The sequence below is a fragment of the Achromobacter sp. MUI-25009338 genome (assembly GCF_057359325.1).
The window spans coordinates 5,666,783-5,683,129 of record NZ_CM170627.1 but is presented as its reverse complement, the minus strand read 5'-3'; the positions used below and the strand labels follow the sequence as shown (position 1 = coordinate 5,683,129).

At 67.8% G+C, this 16,347-nt stretch carries 14 protein-coding genes; 9 read left to right on the top strand and 5 right to left on the bottom strand.

Annotation, left to right across the window (positions count from 1 at the left end; genetic code table 11):
* The first annotated feature begins 41 nt into the window (after positions 1-41).
* From AC1IQ6_RS26895 to AC1IQ6_RS26875, 5 genes are all read left to right on the top strand, one after another.
* Positions 42-1,229: an ABC transporter substrate-binding protein gene (locus AC1IQ6_RS26895; protein ID WP_485865568.1), complete on the top strand. Its 1,188-nt coding sequence runs from the start codon at positions 42-44 to the stop codon at positions 1,227-1,229.
* A gap of 13 nt (positions 1,230-1,242) precedes the next feature.
* Positions 1,243-2,166, top strand: a complete 924-nt coding sequence (locus AC1IQ6_RS26890) for a branched-chain amino acid ABC transporter permease (RefSeq protein WP_485865567.1) — start codon at positions 1,243-1,245, stop codon at positions 2,164-2,166.
* Positions 2,163-3,929 carry a branched-chain amino acid ABC transporter ATP-binding protein/permease gene (locus AC1IQ6_RS26885; RefSeq protein WP_209165911.1) on the top strand — a complete coding sequence of 589 codons (1,767 nt, stop codon included), beginning with the start codon at positions 2,163-2,165 and terminating at the stop codon, positions 3,927-3,929. Before AC1IQ6_RS26890 ends, AC1IQ6_RS26885 begins: the two co-directional genes overlap by 4 nt.
* A 35-nt stretch (positions 3,930-3,964) precedes the next feature.
* Positions 3,965-4,675, top strand: a complete 711-nt coding sequence (locus AC1IQ6_RS26880) for an ABC transporter ATP-binding protein (protein WP_102775365.1) — start codon at positions 3,965-3,967, stop codon at positions 4,673-4,675.
* 134 nt (positions 4,676-4,809) lie between these two features.
* Positions 4,810-5,670 carry a DMT family transporter gene (locus AC1IQ6_RS26875; RefSeq protein WP_485866603.1) on the top strand — a complete coding sequence of 287 codons (861 nt, stop codon included), beginning with the start codon at positions 4,810-4,812 and terminating at the stop codon, positions 5,668-5,670.
* Here AC1IQ6_RS26875 and hemB read toward each other — a convergent pair.
* Positions 5,654-6,670: a porphobilinogen synthase gene (gene hemB, locus AC1IQ6_RS26870; protein ID WP_485865566.1), complete on the bottom strand. Its 1,017-nt coding sequence runs from the start codon at positions 6,668-6,670 to the stop codon at positions 5,654-5,656. The two genes, AC1IQ6_RS26875 and hemB, sit on opposite strands and share 17 nt — an antisense overlap.
* Positions 6,667-7,290 carry a ribosome biogenesis GTP-binding protein YihA/YsxC gene (yihA, locus tag AC1IQ6_RS26865; RefSeq protein ID WP_102775053.1) on the bottom strand — a complete coding sequence of 208 codons (624 nt, stop codon included), beginning with the start codon at positions 7,288-7,290 and terminating at the stop codon, positions 6,667-6,669. Before yihA ends, hemB begins: the two co-directional genes overlap by 4 nt.
* Before the next feature lie 170 nt (positions 7,291-7,460).
* Here yihA and AC1IQ6_RS26860 point away from each other — a divergent pair, with 170 nt between their 5' ends.
* The 3 genes from AC1IQ6_RS26860 (at position 7,461) to ccsB (ending at position 11,713) form a co-directional block, all read left to right on the top strand.
* Positions 7,461-8,162, top strand: a complete 702-nt coding sequence (locus AC1IQ6_RS26860) for a c-type cytochrome (RefSeq protein ID WP_102775367.1) — start codon at positions 7,461-7,463, stop codon at positions 8,160-8,162.
* A gap of 117 nt (positions 8,163-8,279) precedes the next feature.
* Positions 8,280-10,358: a cytochrome c biogenesis protein ResB gene (locus tag AC1IQ6_RS26855; RefSeq protein WP_181391043.1), complete on the top strand. Its 2,079-nt coding sequence runs from the start codon at positions 8,280-8,282 to the stop codon at positions 10,356-10,358.
* Positions 10,359-10,366: 8 nt separating this feature from the next.
* Entirely contained in the window at positions 10,367-11,713 is a 1,347-nt protein-coding gene (ccsB, locus tag AC1IQ6_RS26850) for a c-type cytochrome biogenesis protein CcsB (RefSeq protein WP_168202286.1), read from the top strand.
* Between the two features lie 111 nt (positions 11,714-11,824).
* Here the strand turns inward: ccsB and lysA are convergent, their stop codons facing one another.
* Both lysA and lptM read right to left on the bottom strand, forming a co-directional pair.
* On the bottom strand, positions 11,825-13,114 hold the full coding sequence (lysA, locus tag AC1IQ6_RS26845; protein WP_209165909.1) for a diaminopimelate decarboxylase: 1,290 nt from the start codon (positions 13,112-13,114) through the stop codon (positions 11,825-11,827).
* Positions 13,111-13,269, bottom strand: a complete 159-nt coding sequence (gene lptM, locus AC1IQ6_RS26840) for an LPS translocon maturation chaperone LptM (RefSeq protein ID WP_280638477.1) — start codon at positions 13,267-13,269, stop codon at positions 13,111-13,113. The genes lysA and lptM overlap by 4 nt, the downstream gene beginning before the upstream one ends.
* Positions 13,270-13,324: 55 nt before the next feature.
* On the opposite strand from lptM, the gene cyaY reads away from it, so the two are divergent.
* Positions 13,325-13,654 (top strand): iron donor protein CyaY, encoded by a 330-nt coding sequence (gene cyaY, locus AC1IQ6_RS26835; RefSeq protein ID WP_043541608.1) that lies wholly within the window; start codon positions 13,325-13,327, stop codon positions 13,652-13,654.
* 174 nt (positions 13,655-13,828) lie between these two features.
* Here cyaY and AC1IQ6_RS26830 read toward each other — a convergent pair whose 3' ends face one another.
* Positions 13,829-16,276, bottom strand: a complete 2,448-nt coding sequence (locus AC1IQ6_RS26830; RefSeq protein ID WP_102775056.1) for a penicillin-binding protein 1A — start codon at positions 16,274-16,276, stop codon at positions 13,829-13,831.
* Between the last annotated feature and the right edge of the window lie 71 nt (positions 16,277-16,347).

Below are 16,347 nucleotides of genomic sequence, written 5' to 3'. Positions count from 1 at the left end.
ATCGAAGTGCGGCACATCCGAAAAAAACACAGGAGACAACGATGAAGGCAACAGGCATTTTCTCCACCTTGTCCAAGGCGGCCATGATGTGCGCGCTGGCCATCGGCGCGCAGGCCCAGGCCCAGGACATCAAGATCGGCTTCAACGGCGACCTGTCGGCCTCGCCCTCGGCGCAGAGCGGGCAGGCCGCGGTGCTGGGGCTGCGCACCGCCATCGACGACATCAACGCGGCCGGCGGCCTGCTGGGGCGCAAGGTGGTGCTGGTGGTGCGCGACGACCTGTCGCAGCCGCCCAAGTCGATCCAGAACATGACCGACCTGATCGACAACGAGAAAGTGGCGGCGATCGTCGGCCCCACCAACTCGGGCAATGCGCTGGCCTGGAAGCACATTCCGAACCAGAAGAAGATTCCGGTCATGGGCGCCATCGGGTCGGGCACCGACATCACCAAGCCGGTGCGCGAGGGCGCCGACAACTACATGTTCCGCGTCGGCATGGTGGACCGCGAGCAGGTCGAGGGCGTGATCGGCTACCTGAAGAAGAATCCCAAGGTCAAGAACGTGGGCTTCATGATCGAGACCACCGGCTATGGCCAGAGCGCGCTCAAGGACCTGGAGGCGGTCGGCGCGGCGCAGGGCATCAAGGCGGCGGCGGTGGAGAAGTTCGGCGTGGCCGACACCGACATGACTTCGCAGCTCAACAAGCTCAAGGCCGCGGGCGTGGACACCGTGGTGATCTGGGCGCAGAGCACGCCAATCGCGCACGTGTTCCGCAGCATGGAGAAGATCAACTGGTTCCCGCTGACGCTGACGTCCTGGGCGGCCGACAACATCGCGTTCTACGACACGGCCGGCAAGACGCTGTCGGAAAAGCCCTTCTTCCTGCGCACCATCACCGACAACCGCACGCCCGCGCAGCAGAAGCTGTATGACCGGGTTTCGGCCAAGATGACTTCGCCCACCGCCTTCGGCTTCCTGGCGCATGCCTACGACGGCATGAACCTGCTCGCCATGGCGATCAAGCAGGCCGGCACGACCGACGGCGACAAGGTGCGCCTGGCGCTGGAGAACCTGCAGGGCACTTACGAGGGCGCCATGAAGACCTACGAGAAGCCGTTCTCGGCCACCGTGCACGACGCGCTGCTGGTGGGCGACTACAAGTGGGCGCACTGGCAGGACGGCAAGCTGGTGCCGTATGCCGACGACGTGACGGCGATGGCCGCGAAGTAGCTGCGAGGCCCTCATGTTGGCGACATTGCTGCAGGCGCTCGTCAGCGGGCTGGCCGTGGGAGGCGCGTATGCGCTGGTGGCGCTGGGTTTCAGCATCACCTACACCACGACCCGCACGCTGAATTTCGGGCATGGAGAGTTCGTGTCGGTGGGCGCGTTCGTGGGCGTGGGCGCGCTGTTCCTGCTGGCCGGCAAGCCGGCCACCACGGCGGCGTTCACCGGGCTGGACCTGAGCGGCTGGCAGTACCTGCTGGCCGGGCTGGCCGCGGTGGCGGCGATGGGGCTGCTGGGCATGCTGCTGTACGTGTTCGGCGTCAAGCCGTTCGCCGCGCGCCCGGGAATGGCCTGGGTCATGAGCACGCTGGGCTTCGGCATCCTGCTGCAGAGCGCGGCCTTCGCGGTCTGGGGGCCGGCGCCGGTCACCGTGCCCGCGCCGTTCGGCGACGAGGTGATCCGCGTGTTCGGCGCCGGCGTGCGCAGCCAGGAACTGCTGCTGCTGGCGGTGGCCGTCATCGTCATGCTGCTGTTCGACCGCGTCATGAACCGCACCGTGCTGGGCAAGGCGATGCGGGCGGTGGCGGCGAACCCGGCGGTGGCCAACCTGATGGGCATCAACGTCAACGCGATCATGACCGGCGCCTTCTTCGCCAGTTCGGCGCTGGCCGGGCTGGCGGGTTTCCTGGTCGCGCCCATCACGTCGGCGTCGATCTTCATGGGCCTGGCCATCGGCCTGAAGGGGTTTTCCGGCGCCATGATAGGGGGGCTGTCCAACCCGCGCGGCTGCGTGCTGGGCGGTTTCGTGCTGGGCATCCTGGAGTCGTACGTGAACCTGTGGCAGTCGCAGTGGCGCGAGGTCGCGGTGTTCGCGCTGGTGATCCTGGTGCTCGCGGTCAGGCCCACCGGCCTGTTCGGCAAGCGGCTGGTGGAGAAGGTATGAAGCGGCACGGCCAAACCCTGATCGCGGTGGCGCTGGCGGCGGCGCTGGCGGCGTTCGCCGCGCTGGTGGACAACGATTACTACCTGCGCATCGTCTTCATGGCCTGCGTGTACTACCTGTGCGCGGCCGGCGTGAACGTGCTGGTGGGCTATGCCGGCCAGAAGTCGCTGGGCCAGGCGGGCCTGTTCGCCGCGGGCGCCTACACGGCCGCGCTGCTGACCTCGCGCTGGCAGCTCGATCCGTGGCTGGCGCTGGCGGCCGCGCCCGTGGTGGCCGGCGTCTTCGGCGTGCTGATCGCGCTGCCGTCGCTGCGCGTGAAAGGCCCATACCTGGCCATGGTGACGCTGGCGTTCGGCATCGTGGTGGAGAAGATCGTCACCGAGTGGGTCGACGTGTTCGGCGGACCGTCGGGCCTGTTCGGCATCATGCCGCTGACCTGGGGCGGCGAGGCGTTCACCAACCAGCAATGGGTGTGGTTCGCGCTGGCGCTGTGCGTGGTTACGCAGCTGCTGCTGCGCAACGTGCTGGACGGACGCTTCGGGCGCGCGCTGCTTTCGGTGCAGGCCGACGAGATCGCCTCGTCCTCGGTCGGGGTCAGGGTGTACCGCGCCAAGGTCATCGCCTTCGTGGTGGCGGCCGTGACCTGCGGCATCGCGGGGGCGCTGGTGGCCCAGCAGAACCAGTACATCAATTCCGACTTCATCACCTTCAACCTGTCCATCTTCATCCTGCTGCTGGTGCTGTTCGGCGGCGCAGGCTCGAAGGCCGGGCCGGCGGTCGGCGCGATCGCGCTGACCGTGATCGACGCGCTGCTGGCGCGCTGGCCGTCGGTGCAGCATTTCTTCTACGGCGCGCTGCTGCTGTTCGCGCTGTACTTCATGCCCGGCGGCGTCATGGGGCTGTTCGCGCCGCGCGCGCGGCGCGTGGCGGACGCGCAGCCGCGGCAGGAGGGAGAGCCGGCGCCCGCGCAGCGCACGCCCGCCGGGGGCCAGGACGAGCTGCTGCTGGTGGTCGAGAACCTGTGCAAGGCCTATGGCGGCGTGAAGCCGGCGCAGGATATTTCCTTCTGCCTGCGCCGCGGCCACGTGCATGCGCTGATCGGCCCCAACGGCGCGGGCAAGAGCACCCTCATCAACATGCTCAGCGGCGTGGTGCAGCCCGACGCGGGCGTGGTGCGCTTTCGCGGCGCCGACATCGCCGGCGAGCGCCCGCACGCCATCTGCGCGCTGGGCATCGGCCGCAGCTTCCAGAACCTGCGCCTGTTCGGCGAACTGTCGGTGCTGGACAACGTGCTGCTGGGCCGCCACAGCCGCATGAAGAACGGTTTCTGGGCGTCGCTGCTGGGCCTGCCCGGGGCGCGCGCCGAAGAGCGCCGCGCGCGCGAGCACGCCGGGCGGCTGGTGCGCATGGTGGGCCTGGCGCATCTGGCCGACACGCCCGCGGGCAGCCTGCCTTACGGCCTGCAGCGGCGCGTGGAGCTGGCGCGCGCGCTGGCCACCGAGCCGGCGCTGCTGCTGCTGGACGAACCGGCCGCGGGCCTGAATCCCCAGGAGACGGCGGAACTGGGCGAACTGCTGCTGCGCGTCGGCGCCTCCTGCGGCATCACCCTGCTGATGGTCGAGCACCACATGGACCTGGTGATGGCGATATCGGACCACGTGATCGTGCTGGACTACGGCATCAAGATCGCCGAAGGCGTGCCGGCGCAGGTGCAGGCCGACAAGCGCGTGATCGAGGCTTACCTCGGGACCGGCATGGCCTGAGCCCGGACTCACATTCATCGACAGGCCGCAAGACGATGCTGAAACTAGAATCCGTGCAGATTTCGTATGGCGCCATCCAGGCCGTGCGCGACGTATCGCTGGAGATACGCGCCGGCGAGATCGTGACCATCATCGGCGCCAACGGCGCGGGCAAGAGCACGCTGCTCAAGGGCGTGGCCGGGCTGGAGCCGCTGCAGGGCGGCCGGGTCACGTTCGACGGGCGCGACATCACGCCGGTGCCGGCGCATCGGCGCGTCGGCCTGGGCCTGGCGCTGTCGCCGGAAGGGCGGGGCGTGTTCGCCGACCAGACGGTCTACGACAACCTGGCGCTGGGCGCCTACCTGCGGCGCCGCGATCCGGCCGCGGTGGCCGAGGGCGTGGAGCGCGGCTACCGGCTGTTCCCGCGCCTGCGCGAACGCCGCGACCAGCTCGCCGGCACGCTGTCCGGCGGCGAGCAGCAGATGCTGGCGATGGCGCGCGCGCTGATGAGCGAGCCCCGCCTGCTGTGCCTGGACGAACCCTCGCTGGGGCTGGCGCCGCTGATCGTGCAGGACATCTTCGCCGCCATCCGCAAGCTGCGCGACGACGGCCTGACCATCGTGCTGGTCGAACAGATGGCCAACCAGGCGCTGGGCGTGGCCGACCGCGCCTATGTGCTGGAAACCGGGCGCATCACGTTGAGCGGCAGCGGCGCCGAGCTGCTGCGCGACCCCGGCGTGCGCGCGGCCTATCTCGGCGCGCATTGAGTCCGCGCGCCGGGCGCGATACCATGTCCGCTGCGCCGCGTGGGCGGCGCCCTCATCCCCTTCAGGCCGGCGCCGTGACGTCCCCTACAGTTGATGCAAGCCAGGACCGCACCGGTCTTATCTATCTTCAATTGATGTTCGTCATGGCCACGTGGGGCCTGAACATCGTCTCCATCAAATACCTGACGCAGCACATGGACGTGCAGGCGCTGGCGGCCGTGCGCATCGTGATCGCCTTCGCCGCCGTCACCTTCATCATCAAGGCGCGCCGCGGCCGCATTCCCAGGCTGGGCCGCGCCGAACTGGTCTGGGTCGCGCTGGCCGGATTCCTGGTGGTGTACGCGCACCAGGTGGCGCTGGTCTCGGGGCTGCGCCTGTCCTCGGCGGCCAACGGCACGCTCATCATGGCCACCAGCCCGCTGCTGTCGGCGCTGCTGGCCGCGCTGTTCTACCGCGAGCGGCTGACGCCGTCGCGCATCGCCGGCGCGCTGCTGGGGCTGCTGGGCGTGGGCATGGTGGTGGCCGGCAGCGGCGGGCGCTTCGGGCTGACCGGCTGGGGCGACGCCATCGTGTTCGTGGCGGTGCTGGTCTTCGTCTGCGGCGGGCTGGTGATCCAGCGCATGTCGCGCATGATGGACCCGCTGGGCATGCTCTGGTACATGTACCTCGCCGGCGGCCTCATGCTGGTCGCGCATGCGCTGCTGACGCCGGCCTCCTATGACGCGGGGATGTGGCTGATGTCGTGGTGGCCGTGGGTGGTGCTGCTGTACTCGGCGGTCATCGCCTCGGGGGTCAGCAACATCGTGTGGAACGCCGGCATCGCGCGGCTGGGCATCAGCCGCGCGGCGCTGTTCGTGAACTGGCTGCCGATCTTCGGGCTGCTGTTCGCGGCGCTGTTCCTGGACGAGGCCGTCACGCCCACGCACGTGGCCGGGCTGGCCTGCGTGCTGGGCGGAACCTGGCTGGGCCTGCGGCGCGTCAGCGCGCGTTGTTGAGCAGGCGCGCGGCTTCGATCGCGAAGTAGGTGAGGATGCCGTCGGCGCCGGCGCGCTTGAACGCCAGCAGCGCTTCCATCATGACCTTGTCGTGGTCGAGCCAGCCGTTGGCCGAGGCGGCCTTGATCATGGCGTATTCGCCGCTGACCTGATAGGCGAAGGTCGGCACCCGGAAGGCGTCCTTCACGCGGCGCAGCACGTCCAGGTAGGGCATGCCGGGCTTGACCATGACCATGTCGGCGCCTTCCTGCAGGTCGGCGGCCACTTCGCGCAGCGCTTCGTCCAGGTTGCCCGGGTCCATCTGGTAGGCCATTTTGTTGGACTTGCCCAGGTTGCTGGCCGAGCCCACCGCGTCGCGGAACGGGCCGTAGAAGGCGCTGGCGTACTTGGCCGAGTAGGCCATGATCTGCGTGTGGATGTGGCCGTTGGCTTCGAGCGCGCGGCGCACGGCGCCGATGCGGCCGTCCATCATGTCGCTGGGGGCGACCATGTCGACGCCGGCGTCGGCCTGGGCCAGCGCCTGCTTGACCAGGATCTCGACGGTAGGCTCGTTCAGCACGTAGCCGTTTTCGTCGATGACCCCGTCCTGGCCGTGGCTGGTGTACGGGTCCAGCGCCACGTCGCACAGCACGCCCAGCTCGGGGAAGCGGCGCTTGAGCTCGCGCACCACGGTCGGGATCAGGCCGTCGGGATTGATGGCTTCGATGCCGTCGGGCGTCTTGAGCGAGGGCTCGATGGCGGGAAACAGCGCCAGCACGGGAATGCCCAGCGCCACGCATTCCTCGGCCACCGGCAGCAGCGTGTCCAGCGAATAGCGGACCACACCGGGCAGCGAAGGCACCGCCTGCTGCAGGCCCGAGCCTTCGGCCACGAACACGGGATAGATCAGATCGTTGACCGTCAGCGCGTTCTCGCGGACCAGGCGGCGCGTGAAATCGTCGCGGCGCAGGCGGCGCGGACGGGAGACCGGGAATTCGGGGGAGATGATCTGCGGGTTCATGGTACGACCTTCGGTGAAATCCAGTTTTCGATGTGCGCGCCGGCCTCTTCCAGCCCGATGCGCTCGGGCGCCGAGAAGGGAACGGTGTGCAGGGCGCCGATATCGGCCAGATCCTTGCGCACCGCGAACACGGTGCGCATGCGCTGGCCGTAGGGCAGCTTGTCGGCCTTGGTCAGCAGCGCCAGCACCGGCCGGCCGGTGGGGGCGATGAAATTGGCCAGGCGCCGGTCCAGTTCGGTGACGCCGCGGCGGATGTCGATCAGCAGCACGATGCCGACCAGCGATTCGCGGTCGCGCAGATAGCCGCCCAGGATGTCCGCCCATTTTTCCTTTTCGTCGCGGGCCACCGACGCATAGCCGTAGCCGGGCAGGTCGACGAGAAAGCCGATCTGGCCTTCGGGGTCCAGCGGGTCGGGCAGGCCGAACATATTGATCAGGCGCGTGCGGCCCGGCGTCTTGCTGGAGAACGCGAGACGGCGCTGGTTGCACAGCACGTTGATGGCCGTGGACTTGCCGGCGTTGGAGCGGCCGACGAAGCAGACCTCGGGGGCGCCGGCGGCCGGCAGCTGGTCGAGGCGAGCCGCGGAAGTGAAGAAGGAGGCGCGATGTAGGAGGGACACGGATGGCTTCGGATGCGGTTGGTTTCAAGCCCTATTGTATAATCCGGCGTTTGCAACAGTGGTCCCCGTGCGCGGAGCCGTCTTTTTTGGCTCGATACGGTATATCCGGGTGTGCGGGTAGGCGTGGGCGCCTTTTTGCGCCTTGATCGATGCGATTCGTCGAGGTCTTCATGAAGCGTGTGCTGTCCCGGATGTTGGTTGCGAGCGGGCTGTTGCTCGGCGCCTCCGCCTTATCTACTACGAGTTTCGCCGCCGAAGGCGCTGCGGGCCCGGCCAAACCAGATGCCGCCAAGGGCGGGCAGCTGTTCGAGCAGGGGGACGCCGCCAGAGGCATCATTTCCTGCGCGTCCTGTCATGGCGCGGCCGGCAACAGCACCATCCCGGCGAACCCCAACCTGGCCGCGCAGCCGCACGAATACCTCGCCAAGCAACTGGCCGACTTCCAGGTCAAGTCCGGCGCCAAGGTGCCCACGCGCAACGGCCCCGAGGGCAATCCCACCCCGATGACGGCCATGGCGCAGAACCTGACGCCGGCCGACATGCAGAACATCGCGCTCTACCTGGCGCAGCAGCCGCTCAAGGAGCCGGCCACCGCCGGTCATGAGAACCTGGTTGATCTGGGTCAAAGAATCTGGCGCGGCGGTTTGCCCGAACGCAACGTTCCGGCGTGCGCGGCGTGCCATTCTGCCAATGGCGCGGGCATGCCCGCCCAATACCCCCGTCTGTCGGGCCAGTTCCCGATGTATATCGAAGCGCAGCTGAAGCTGTTCCGCAGCGGCGATCGCAAGAACGACATCATGTTCGCCATTGCCGATCGCATGTCGGATGCCGATATCAAGGCGGTCTCGGACTACGCAGCCGGTCTGCGATAGGCGCTTGCCCGCAACGCGCGCGGCTGGTCCGCGCCCTGCAACCGAGCGCGACGGAACCTGAGTCCGCCGCGCGCTGTCTATGAGGGGGGTAGCCGATAGCGCGGCCCCCCTTTTTTCATGAATTCAGCCCGTACACATACCCGTCCCTCCCTGCGCACCCTGCCCGGCGATTTCTTCGAATTGCTGGGCTCGATGCGTTTTGCCGTCAGCCTGCTGATGTTCATCTGCGTGGCGAGCCTGGTGGGAACGGTGCTGCAGCAGAACCGCGCGTCCAGCAATTACATCGACCAGTTCGGCCCGTTCTGGTTCGAAGTGTTCGACAAGTTCTCGATCTGGCACGTCTATAACAGCTGGTGGTTCCTGCTGATCATGGCGTTCCTGGTCGTGTCGACCTCGGTCTGCCTGATCCGCAACGCGCCCAAGATGCTGCGCGACGCGCGTTCGTTTCGCGAGCACGTGCGCGTCGGCAGCCTGCGCGCCTTCCCCCACCGGGTGGAAACGGACGCCGCCACCGACGTGCCGCAGACCGCGGCCGGCCTGAAGAAGCTGCTGGGCGGGCTGGGATACGCGGTGCGCGAACGCCAGGACCAGGACGGCGTGCTGCTGGCGGCCAAGAAGGGCAGCGCCAACCGGCTGGGCTATGTGTTCGCGCACTCGGCGCTGGTCATCATCTGCATCGGCGGGCTGCTCGACAGCGAACTGCCGGTGCGGCTGCAGGTCATGTTCGGCGGCAAAAAGCCCATCGTCGAGAACATGCTGATCTCCGAGGTGCCCGAAAGCGGGCGCCTGTCGGTGAACAACCCGAGCTTTCGCGCCAGCGTGCTGGTGCCCGAGGGCAGCCAGGCCAGCACCGCGGTCGTGATGGTGGGCGACGGCGCCCTGGTGCAGCCCATGCCGTTCTCGCTCAGGCTCAAGAAGTTCGTGGTCGATTACTACTCGACCGGCATGCCCAGCCGCTTCGCGAGCGAGGTGGAGGTGACCGATCCCGACACCGGCAAGACCTTCGATTCCACCATCGAGGTCAACGAGCCGCTGCGTTTCAAGGGCATGACGGTCTACCAGTCCAGCTTCGACGACGGCGGCAGCACGGTGGTGCTGAAGGGCTACCCGCTGGTCGGTGCCGAGGCCACGCCTTTCGCGGTGGACGGCACCGTGGGCAAGAAATCCGAAGTAACCGCTCACACAGCTTCCGGCCCGCGCAGCATGGGCATCGAGATCACGGCCCTGCGGCCGATCAACGTCGAGGACCTGACCGGCGGCACGCCCAAGGGCGCGAACCAGAGCTTCGCCGAGCATGTGGCTTCGGTCTCGGGCAGCGCCGCCGGCAAGAAGAACGAAAACCTGCGCAACGTCGGTCCCAGCGTCGAATACAAGCTGATCGACGACGCCGGCCAGGCCCACGAATTCCAGAATTACATGCTGCCGGTCGAACTGGACGGCGCTTCGGTGTTCCTGGCCGGGGTGCGCAACAACGCCTCCGAGCCGTTCCGCTACCTGCGCATCCCCGCCGACGCCGACAGTTCCATCGGCGAATTCATGCGCCTGCGCGCCACGCTGGCCGATCCGGCCGCCCGCAAGGAGGCGGCGCGCCGCTTCGCCGAGCGCAACAGCCCGTCGGGCACGGATCGCCAGCCGCTGCAGACGGCCGCCGAACGCGCGCTGGACACCTTCGCCTCGGGCGGCCTGCAGGCCGTGGCGGCGTTCCTGCAGGCCAACACGCCGGCCCAGGACCTGGAGCGGGCGGCCGACGTGGTGATACGGCTGATCGGCGCCAGCATGAACGAGCTGCGCGCCGTCGAGCGCGAGCGCGCCGGCCTGCCGCCGGTGGCGGCTTCCGGCCCCGACGCCGAACAGGCCGCGGTCTGGTCGCGCCTGGCGGTGGCGGCGCTGTCGGACCTGACTGTTTATCCGGCGCCGGTGTTCCTGTCGCTGGCGGACTTCCAGCACGTGCAGGCCAGCGTGTTCCAGGTCAGCCGCACCCCCGGCAAGAACACGGTGTACCTGGGCAGCCTGCTGCTGGTGCTGGGCGTGTTCGCGATGTTCTATATTCGTGATCGCCGCATCTGGATCTGGATCAAGCCGCAAGACGGCGGCAGCAGCGTGCTGGCGGCCATGACGTCCCAGAAGCGTACACTGGACTTCAACCAGGAGTTCGAACGCTTCAAGCAGGCGCTGTTGCGCCACAAGAGGTCTTAAGGTTCCCTATGTCCACGACGACCACCACCCATTCCACGCCGCCGGACCTGCTCTGGCAGGACCAGCTGTCCGAAACCGGCGACAGCCGCGCGCGGCGCGGCCGGCCCGACTGGACCGACATCGTCTTCTTCCTGCTGCTGTCGGCGGGGGCGGCCTTCGCGCTGACCCGCTACAGCGGCGCGATGGACTACTACGAGAAGATCATCCTGTGCGGCACGGTGCCGGTGCTGGCCTGGATGGGCTGGCTGTGGCGTCCGCTGCGCCGGCTGATGGTGGCCTGTGCCATCGCCGCCGGGCTGGCCCTGATGCTGTACGGCAACGACCTGGCCCGCGCCGAGCAGGTGTTCTTCCTGAAATACCTGTTCTCTTCGCAATCCGCCATTCTGTGGATGTGCGCGCTGTTCGCGCTGGCCACGGTGTGCTACTGGATCGGGGTGTTCAGCCCCACCGCCGCCTGGCTCGGCACGGCCCTGACCTGGGGCGCGGTGTTCGCCGGCGTGACCGGCCTGCTGGTGCGCTGGCGCGAGGGTCACCTGATGGGCCCGGACCTGGGCCACATCCCGGTCAGCAACCTGTACGAAGTCTTCGTGCTGTTCGCGCTGATCACGGCGCTGTTCTACCTGTATTACGAACGCAAGTACGCCACGCGCGCGCTGGGCGGCTTCGTGCTGCTGGTGGTGACCTCGGCCGCCGTGTTCCTGCTGTGGTATTCGTTCACGCGCGACGCCGGGCAGATCCAGCCGCTGGTGCCGGCCTTGAAGAGCTGGTGGATGAAGCTGCACGTGCCGGCCAACTTCATCGGCTACGGCACGTTCTCGCTGGCCGCCATGGTGGGCTTCGCCTACCTGGTCAAGCAGCACGGGCAGACCACGTCCTGGGCCAAGCTGGCGCCGCTGTTCGTGCTGGGCGTGCTGCTGGCGGCCGAGCCCATGGTGTTCCGCACCGATGGCCTGTCGGCCACCTGGATGCTGTATTTCGGCGTGGGCGCGGTGATCGTGGGCGCCATCCTGCTGGGCCGCCGCCGCATCGCCGCGGTGCTGCCGTCGCTGGAGGTGCTGGACGACATCATGTATCGCGCCATCGCCATCGGCTTCGCGTTCTTCACCGTCGCCACCATCCTGGGCGCGCTGTGGGCGGCCGACGCCTGGGGCGCGTACTGGCAGTGGGACCCCAAGGAGACCTGGGCGCTGATCGTCTGGCTCAACTACGCGGCCTGGCTGCACATGCGCCTGATCAAGGGCCTGCGCGGCACCATGGCGGCCTACTGGGCGCTGATGGGGCTGCTGATCACCGGGTTCGCGTTCCTGGGGGTGAACATGTTCCTGTCGGGGCTGCACTCGTACGGGGAGCTTTGACGGGTGCCGGCATTTGCGCCTGCCACGAAAATCGGCGGCTTGCGCCGCCTGATGGGTTCCGCGCGGTGAACGTTGGGGTTCTTGCTTAAGGACTCTGGCGCTGCACCCATCCTACAGCGTCGATTCTCCGCGTAGCAGGTCGTCCAGCGTTTCGCGCCGGCGCACCACGTAGTACTGGTCGCCGTCGACCATGACCTCGGCCGCGCGCGGGCGGGTGTTGTAGTTGCTGGCCATGGCCATGCTGTAGGCGCCGGCGGATTCCACCGCCAGCAGGTCGCCGGCCTCGATCGCGAGCTTGCGCTGCCTGGCCAGCCAGTCGGCGCTTTCGCAGACCGGGCCCACGATGTCGTAGAGGGTTGGCTCGCCGGCGCGCGGATGCACCGGGCGCACGCCGTGGAAGGCGTCGTACAGCGCCGGACGCAGCAGGTCGTTCATGGCGGCGTCGACGATGGCGAAATTGCGCGCCTCGGCATGCTTCAGGTATTGCACCGTCGTCAGCAGCACGCCGGCGTTGCCGACCAGCGAGCGGCCGGGCTCCAGCACCAGGTGCAGATGGCCCAGGCCGCGGGCCTGCAGGCGTTCGAAGACGGGGTCGAGCAGGGCGCGCGGCGAGGGCGGAGTTTCATCCGCGTAGCGGATGCCCAGCCCGCCGCCCAGGTCCAGGTGCCGGATCGCGATGCCGGCCTGCGCCAGCCGGTCGATCAGGTCCAGCAGCTTGTCCAGCGCGTCCAGGTAGGGGCCGATCTCGGTCAGCTGCGAGCCGATATGGCAGTCCACGCCCACGATTTCCAGCGCGGGCAGCGCCTGCGCGCTGCGATACACCGCCAGCGCCGATTCGATGGCGATGCCGAACTTGTTTTCTTTCAGGCCGGTGGAGATGTACGGGTGGGTCTGCGCGTCCACGTCGGGATTGACCCGCAGCGAAACCGGCGCGCGCGCGCCCATGTCCTGGGCGACCTGCGACAGCAGGCGCAGCTCGGCCTCGGATTCGACATTGAAGCACTTGACCCCGGCCGCCAGCGCGTCGCGCATCTCCCAGGCCTGCTTGCCCACGCCCGAAAACACGATGCGGGCCGGATCGGCGCCGACCGCCAGGGCGCGCTTGAGCTCGCCGCCCGAGACGATGTCGAAGCCCGCGCCCAGGCGCGCGAATTCCTTGAGCACGGCCAGGTTGGAATTGGCCTTCATGCCGTAGCAGACCAGCACCGGGCGCTGCCCGACGGCGCTGTGGTAGGCCTGCCAGGCGGCCTTGAGCGCGGCGCGCGAATAAACGTACAACGGGGTGCCCAGCCGCTCGGCCAGGTGATCCAGCGGCACGTCCTCGGCGTAGAGGACGTTGTTGCGGAACTGGAAGTACGGATGGCCCGCCAGTTCCGGCTGCGCTGGAAACCGGGCGGTCATAGCACGGGGGGCGCCGGCGGGATCGGCACCGAGGGTTGCGGCTGGGAGTCGCGCGGCGGCTTGCCGTCGGGAGTCGGCATGTACAACGGCCCCTTGTACCCGCAGGCCGCCAGCATGCCGGTCGTCACGAGCGTGGCTACAATGCGAAGAGCCATGCGGCTGAATGCCAATTGGAACACTGGGAACTCCGTAATTCTTGCAGGCTCGATTATGACCGAAACCGAATTTCTTGCGTTGATCGACCAGGTGCTGGACAGCATCGAAAGCCAGGCCGATGACTGGGCGGCTTCGCTCGACGTCGATGTCGAAACCAGCCGCAGCGGCAATGTGCTGACCATGGTTTTCGAGGACAACACCCACGTCGTGGTGAACAGCCAGGCCGCCATGCAGGAGCTGTGGGTCGCCGCGCGCAGCGGCGGCTTCCACTACCGTTACGACGGCCTGCACTGGAACGATACTCGAGGCGGGCCGCAATTGCCGGATGCTTTGTCGCAAATCTGTTCCGCGGCTGCCGGCGTGCCGGTGACGATACGGCTGTAGGCGGGTAACCCCTGCGCGGCGGGGGCGGCTGGCGCCGCCCGATGGGTTCCGCGCGTTCGACGGTCGAGTTTTTGCGTAGACGGTCTCGCGCTGCACCCATCCTACGGGCACAGATCTTGTGGTCCATCCTTTAAAAAAAACCGGCCCCTCGGGCCGGTTTTTGCATTTGCGCGATCAGAACTGGATCTGTTGCGACCAGGGGGCGGGCTTCTGGGAGCCGACGCCCGGCGCGACCTTGATGCGGGTGTCCTCGTTGGTGCTGCCGTTCAGGCCGTTGAGGAACTCGCCCAGCGTGTCGGCCTCGGGCAGGCCCAGGCGCGCGACGGCCTGGCCCGGCGGGAATTCGGAGAAATAGAACTCGCCGTTTTCCACCAGCAGGCCATCGGGGCGGGGGCGCGGCTTCTCTTCGGGCACGCCCTTGAGCACGTCCTGCATGTAGTCGACCCAGATCGGCATGGCCACGCCGCCGCCGGTTTCGCGCGAGCCCAGCGACTTGGGCTGGTCGAAGCCCAGCCACGCGGTGGCGACCAGCGAGGGGGTGTAGCCCGAGAACCAGGCGTCCACGGATTCGTTGGTGGTGCCGGTCTTGCCGGCGATGTCGCTGCGCTTGAGCAGCGCGCGGGCGCGGGCGGCGGTGCCGTAGGTGGCCACGCCGCGCAGGATGTCGTCCATGACCCAGGCGGTGCGCGGGTCGATGGCGCGGGCCTGCTCGTCGCCGGCCACGACCGGCTTGGCCTGCATGATGACCTTGCCGCTGCTGTCGGTGACGCGGTCGATCAGGTAGGGCGTGACGCGGTAGCCGCCGTTGGCGAACACCGAGAACGCGCCGGCCAGCTGCAGCGGCGTGACCGAGCCCGCGCCCAGGGCCAGGGGCAGCACGGCCGGCTGGCGGGCCTTGTCGAAGCCGAAGCGGGTCAGGTAGTCCTGCGCGTATTGCGGGCCGATGGCCTGCAGGATACGGATCGACACCATGTTCTTGGATTTGTACAGGCCCTGGCGCAGGGTCAGCATGGGCTCGTACTGGTTGCCGTAGTTCTTCGGGTTCCAGGCCTTGGAGCCGGTCTGCTCGGCGGTCAGCATGAAGGGCTGGTCGGAGATCTGCGTGCCCGGGGTCAGGCCGCGCTCCAGCGAGGCGGCGTAGATGAACGGCTTGATGTTCGAGCCGGGCTGGCGCCAGGCCTGGGTCACGCGGTTGAAGTTGCCGCGGTAGAAATCGAAGCCGCCCACCATGGCGCGGATGGCGCCGTCCTGCGGCGCCAGCGCCACGAAGGCCGCCTGCACCGAAGGCAGGTTGATGATTTCCCAGTTGTCGCCGAACTTGCGGATATAGACCACCGAGCCGCGCTTGATGCGCTGCTCGGGCTTGGCCTTGTCGTTGAGCGCGCGCGCCACCACGCCCAGCACCTTCTTGTCGGTGACCGTGATGATCTCGCGCGAGCTGCGCGCCAGTTTCACTTCGGTGGGGCTGGCCGACAGCACCACCGCGGTCAGCAGGTCGCCGCTGTCGCTGAACTTGTCGAACACGCCGTCCAGGAAATCGTCCAGCGCCTGCGGGTTGTTTTCGACGCCGGCCGGCAGTTCGAGCTGCTCTTCGGGACCGGGGTAGGGCGCGCGGCGGGTGTATTGCAGCACGCCTTCGCGCACGGCGCGGTAGGCGGCTTCCTGGTCCTTGGAGTGCACCGTGGTGTAGATATTGATGCCGCGCGAATAGACGTTGTCCTGGTACACGTTGTACAGCAGCTGGCGCGCCAGCTCGGCCACGTATTCGCCGTGGATGGAATAGCCGCCGGCCGGCGTGCCTTCGGCCGACTTCATGACGATGGGCTGGGCCAGGGCCTGCTTGTATTCAGGCTCGGTCAGGTAGCCCAGCGAATGCATGCGGCTCAGCACGTAGCGCTGGCGCAGTTCGGCGCGGGGGCGGTTGGCGATCGGGTTGAAGCGCGAAGGCGCCTTGGGGATGCCGGCCAGCATGGCGGCCTCGGCCGGGGTCACCTCGGACAGGGGCTTGCCGAAATAGGTGCGCGAGGCGGCGGCGAAGCCGTAGGCGCGGTGGCCCAGGTAGATCTGGTTCATGTAGAGCTCCAGGATCTGGTCCTTGCTGAGCTCGGATTCGATCTTGAAGGTCAGCAGCAGCTCGTAGAACTTGCGCGAGTAGGTCTTTTCCGACGTCAGGTAGAAGTTGCGCGCCACCTGCATGGTGATGGTGCTGGCGCCCTGCGTCTTCGACATGTTGATCAGGTTGGTCAGGCCCGCGCGCACCACGCCGGCCCAGTCGATGCCGCCGTGCTGGTAGAAGCGGTCGTCCTCGGCGGCCAGCACCGCGGATTTCATGACGTCGGGAATCTCGTTGAAGCGCAGCACGTTGCGGCGCTCTTCGCCGAATTCGCCGATCAGCACCTTGTCCGCCGTGTAGACGCGCAGCGGCACCCGCGGGCGATAGTCCGTCATGGCGTGCAGGTCGGGCAGGTTGGGCCAGGCCAGCGCCAGCGCCATTCCCGCCAGCAGCACGCCGCACAGGAACAGGCCGGCACAGAAGATGCCGGTCTTGACGAAGAATCGCAGTATCGGGGAGCCGCTCTTCGAGGGCTTGTCTTTCTTGGAGGAATTCTGGGGCTTGCTCATCGCGGCGATTTTACGGGTATCTCCGGTCGGGGCTTAGCGCGGGGGACCGGTTTCTGTAACAAGATTGTGCA

Coding starts and splice junctions, on each gene's coding strand:
- AC1IQ6_RS26895 (WP_485865568.1), top strand. CDS start 42: ATGAAGGCAACAGGCATTTTCTCCACCTTGTCCAAGGCGGCCATGATG.
- cyaY (WP_043541608.1), top strand. CDS start 13,325: ATGACCGAAACCGAATTTCTTGCGTTGATCGACCAGGTGCTGGACAGC.
- hemB (WP_485865566.1), bottom strand. CDS start 6,670: ATGAACCCGCAGATCATCTCCCCCGAATTCCCGGTCTCCCGTCCGCGC.
- AC1IQ6_RS26885 (WP_209165911.1), top strand. CDS start 2,163: ATGAAGCGGCACGGCCAAACCCTGATCGCGGTGGCGCTGGCGGCGGCG.
- lysA (WP_209165909.1), bottom strand. CDS start 13,114: ATGACCGCCCGGTTTCCAGCGCAGCCGGAACTGGCGGGCCATCCGTAC.
- AC1IQ6_RS26860 (WP_102775367.1), top strand. CDS start 7,461: ATGAAGCGTGTGCTGTCCCGGATGTTGGTTGCGAGCGGGCTGTTGCTC.
- AC1IQ6_RS26880 (WP_102775365.1), top strand. CDS start 3,965: ATGCTGAAACTAGAATCCGTGCAGATTTCGTATGGCGCCATCCAGGCC.
- AC1IQ6_RS26875 (WP_485866603.1), top strand. CDS start 4,810: ATGTTCGTCATGGCCACGTGGGGCCTGAACATCGTCTCCATCAAATAC.
- AC1IQ6_RS26890 (WP_485865567.1), top strand. CDS start 1,243: ATGTTGGCGACATTGCTGCAGGCGCTCGTCAGCGGGCTGGCCGTGGGA.
- AC1IQ6_RS26830 (WP_102775056.1), bottom strand. CDS start 16,276: ATGAGCAAGCCCCAGAATTCCTCCAAGAAAGACAAGCCCTCGAAGAGC.
- AC1IQ6_RS26855 (WP_181391043.1), top strand. CDS start 8,280: ATGAATTCAGCCCGTACACATACCCGTCCCTCCCTGCGCACCCTGCCC.
- lptM (WP_280638477.1), bottom strand. CDS start 13,269: ATGGCTCTTCGCATTGTAGCCACGCTCGTGACGACCGGCATGCTGGCG.
- ccsB (WP_168202286.1), top strand. CDS start 10,367: ATGTCCACGACGACCACCACCCATTCCACGCCGCCGGACCTGCTCTGG.